The 3,501-nt window shown below is 72.3% G+C and carries 4 protein-coding genes; all 4 read right to left on the bottom strand.

The window, feature by feature from the left end:
- Positions 1–458: MFS transporter (locus G6026_RS12830; protein WP_347238107.1), on the bottom strand; the 458-nt coding region annotated here is incomplete at its 3' end.
- A gap of 7 nt (positions 459–465) precedes the next feature.
- Positions 466–1,089 carry an imidazoleglycerol-phosphate dehydratase HisB gene (hisB, locus tag G6026_RS12825; protein ID WP_107756282.1) on the bottom strand — a complete coding sequence of 208 codons (624 nt, stop codon included), beginning with the start codon at positions 1,087–1,089 and terminating at the stop codon, positions 466–468.
- Entirely contained in the window at positions 1,086–2,222 is a 1,137-nt protein-coding gene (locus G6026_RS12820) for a histidinol-phosphate transaminase (RefSeq protein ID WP_182613399.1), read from the bottom strand. The genes hisB and G6026_RS12820 overlap by 4 nt, the downstream gene beginning before the upstream one ends.
- Positions 2,219–3,501 (bottom strand): histidinol dehydrogenase (gene hisD, locus G6026_RS12815; RefSeq protein WP_182613398.1); only part of this gene is annotated, 1,283 nt, incomplete at its 5' end. The genes G6026_RS12820 and hisD, both read right to left, overlap by 4 nt.

Here is a 3,501-nt window from a genome sequence, read left to right as displayed (position 1 = left end):
ATGCCCACCGCGAGGCCGATCAGCGAGGTGGCGCGGCCGAGCATCCCGGGTGGCGCGAGCTCCGCGACCAGCGCGGAGCCGGCGACCGTCATCATGCCGAAGCCCGCCCCGCGGACACCACTGACCGCCAGCACCGCGACCGGCCCCTCGGCCAGGGCGAGCAGACCGGACGGCAGACCGAGGAGCGCACTGCCGGTCGCGAGTACCCAGCGGTACCCGATCCCCGCGGTGATCCTCGGGGTGAGCAGCTGGACCAGCACGGTGACCGTCATGAACACACCGGTGGTCGCGCCGGCGACCAGGTCGCTCCCCCCTCCCCGCAGCACGGCGAGAGGCACCACGGGCAGGAGCAGCGAGAAACCACCGAAGGCGAGCAGGACCAGGATGAACGCCGCGGGCACACCGCGGGTCCGGGCCAATAGTGCGAACCCGCCCGGCTTCGTGACGCCCTGTGTCACTTCGTCATCACAGGGCGCCCTTGGTCGAGGGGATCCCACTGATGCGGGGATCCGGTTCGACCGCGGCGCGCAGCGCCCGGGCGACGGCCTTGTACTCCGCCTCGGTGATGTGGTGGGGGTCGCGCCCGTAGTGCACGCGGACGTGCAGCGCGATACGGGCGTGCGACGCGAGGGTCTCGAAGACGTGCCGGTTGAGCACGGTGCCGTACGGGGCGCTGTCGTGCCCCACGACGACGTACCCGATCATGACGTCGGGTTCTCCGCTGTGGACGCAGTACGGGCGGCCCGAGACGTCGACGACCGCCTCGGCGAGGGTCTCGTCCATGGGGATCGAACACTGGCCGAACCGGCGGATGCCCCGCTTGTCGCCCAGCGCCTTCCCGAGCGCCTGTCCCAGCACGATGGCGGTGTCCTCGACGGTGTGGTGCGCCTCGATCTCGACGTCGCCCGTCGCGCGCACGGTGAGGTCGAACGCGCCGTGCTGACCGAACGCGGTGAGCATGTGGTCGAAGAACGGGACGCCGGTGGCGATCTCCGTCCGGCCGGTGCCGTCGAGATCGATCTCGACGACGATCGACGACTCCCTGGTGGTGCGCTCGACGCGACCGACGCGTCCGCCCTGCTCGCTCATCGTCTCTCCCTCGTCGTGGTGATCTCTGTTCCCGCCACCTCGGCGCTCACCTGCAGCAGCCGGTCGTTCTCGCTCTCCAGCCCGATGGTCGCACGAAGACGGCCCGGGATGCCCACGTCGCGGATGAGCACGCCCGCGTCGAGGTAGCGCCGCCACGCGCGGGGCGCGTCCACGAAGGGCCCGTAGAGCACGAAGTTGGCCTCGCTGGGCAGCACGTCGTAGCCGAGCGCCTCGAGTCCCGCGATGACGCGCTTGCGCTCCTCGGCCAGCAGCGCGACCGAGGCCAGGGTCTCGTCGGCGTGCCGCAGAGCGGCCCCGGCGGCGGCCTGCGCGATCACCGACAGGTGGTACGGCAGGCGGACGAGCAGAACCGCGTCGACGAACGCCGGGTCGGCCGCGAAGTACCCGAGCCGCCCGCCGGCGAACGCGAAGGCCTTGCTCATGGTGCGCGAGACGACCAGCTTCGCCGGGAACTCGGCCAGGAGCGTGCACGCGCTCGGCGAGGGGGAGAACTCCGCGTACGCCTCGTCGACCACGACGATCCCCGGTGCCGCGCCGATCAGCCGCCGCAGGTCGTCCAGCTCGATCACGTGGCCCGTCGGATTGTTGGGTGTCGTGAGGAAGACGATGTCGGGGCGGTGGCCGGCGATCGCCGCGAGCGCGGCCTCGACGTCGATCGCCAGGTCCGCGCCCCGGTCGACCGGGATCCACTCGGTGTCCGTGCCCGCAGCGAGGATCGGGTGCATCGAGTAGCTGGGGACGAATCCCATCGCGCTGCGACCGGGCCCGCCGAAGGCCTGCAGCAACTGCTGGAGGATCTCGTTGGAGCCGTTGGCCGCCCACACCATGTCCACGTCCACCTCCACGCCGGTCTGCCGGGTGAGGTAGGCGGCGAGGTCGGTGCGCAGGTCGACGGCGTCCCGGTCCGGGTAGCGGTTGAGGTCGGCCGCGGCCGCGGAGACCGCGTCGGCGATGTCGGCGATCAGCGCCGCGCTCGGCGGGTGCGGGTTCTCGTTGGTGTTGAGCTGCACCGGCACCTCGAGTTGCGGGGCTCCGTAGGCGCTCGTGCCGCGCAGGTTCTCGCGTAGTGGCAGCGCGTCCAGGCCGACGCCGCGACGAGGGGTGTCGTTCACTTCTGTCCCTCCTCGGCGGCGAGGTCCTCGAAGCGGGCCCGGACGGCCTCACCGTGGGCCGGCAGTCGCTCGGCGTCCGCGAGCGACACGACGGTCGGGGCGATCTCCTTGAGGGCGGCCCGGTCGTAGTCGATGACGTGGATACCGCGCAGGAAGGTCTGGACGCTCAACCCGGACGAGTGGCGTGCGGTCCCCGAGGTGGGCAGGACGTGGTTCGAGCCCGCGGCGTAGTCGCCGAGCGGCACCGGGGAGTAGGCACCCACGAAGATCGCCCCGGCGTTGCGGACTCGGGCGGCGTCGCCCGCCGGGTCACGGGTCTGCACCTCCAGGTGCTCGGCCGCGTACGCGTCCACCACGCGCAGGCCGGCGTCGATGTCGTCCACCAGGACGATGCCCGACTGCGGGCCCTCGAGCGCCTCGCGCACGCGGTCCGAGTTGAGGGTGACGGTGTAGCGGGCCTCGACCTCCCGGGCGACGGCGTCGGCCAGCTGCTCGGAATCGGTGACCAGAACGCTCGCCGCGTTGGGGTCGTGCTCGGCCTGGCTGATGAGGTCGTAGGCGATGTGGACGGGGTCGGCCGTGTGGTCGGCCAGGACGGCGATCTCCGTGGGACCGGCCTCCGAATCGATCCCCACGACGCTGCGGCACAGTCGCTTGGCGGCGGTGACGTAGACATTGCCGGGCCCGGTGACCATGTCGACGGGCTCGAGGCCGAGCCCGTCGGTGTCCTCGCCACCGTGGGCGAGCAGTGCCACGGCCTGTGCGCCTCCGACGGCCCAGACCTCGTCCACCCCGAGCAGGGCACACGCGCCGAGGATGGTGGGGTGCGGCCAGCCACCGGAGTCGGCCTGTGGCGGGGAGGCCACCACGAGGGAACCGACCCCCGCGACCTGCGCCGGCACGACGTTCATGATGACGCTCGACGGGTACACGGCCTTGCCGCCGGGAACGTAGAGGCCCACCCGCTCGACGGGCACCCACTTCTCGGTGACGAAGCCCCCGGCCGCGACCTCGGTCACGGTGTCCGAGCGACGCTGGGCGGAGTGGACGATCCTCGCGCGGCGGATGGCCTCGACCAGGGCCGCGCGCACGTCAGGGTCGAGGGCCTCGCCGGCCTCGGTGATGACCTCGGCGGGGACCCGCACCGAGGTGGGCCGCACCCGGTCGAACTTCTCCCCGTAGTCGAGCGCGGCGCAGGCCCCGTGCTCCCGGACCGCCTCGACCACCGGGCGGACGGTGTCGACGACGGAGTCGACGTCGGCGGCGCCTCGCGGGAGTG

It is taken from the genome of Dietzia sp. DQ11-38-2, assembly GCF_014145055.1.
GTDB lineage: Bacteria > Actinomycetota > Actinomycetes > Mycobacteriales > Mycobacteriaceae > Dietzia.
Note: the sequence above shows the minus strand (reverse complement) of the source record. Positions and strands in the feature narration are given on the sequence as shown.

Excerpts from the sequence above, each read along its gene's own strand:
- hisB (WP_107756282.1), bottom strand. The coding sequence starts at position 1,089 with ATGAGCGAGCAGGGCGGACGCGTCGGTCGCGTCGAGCGCACCACCAGG.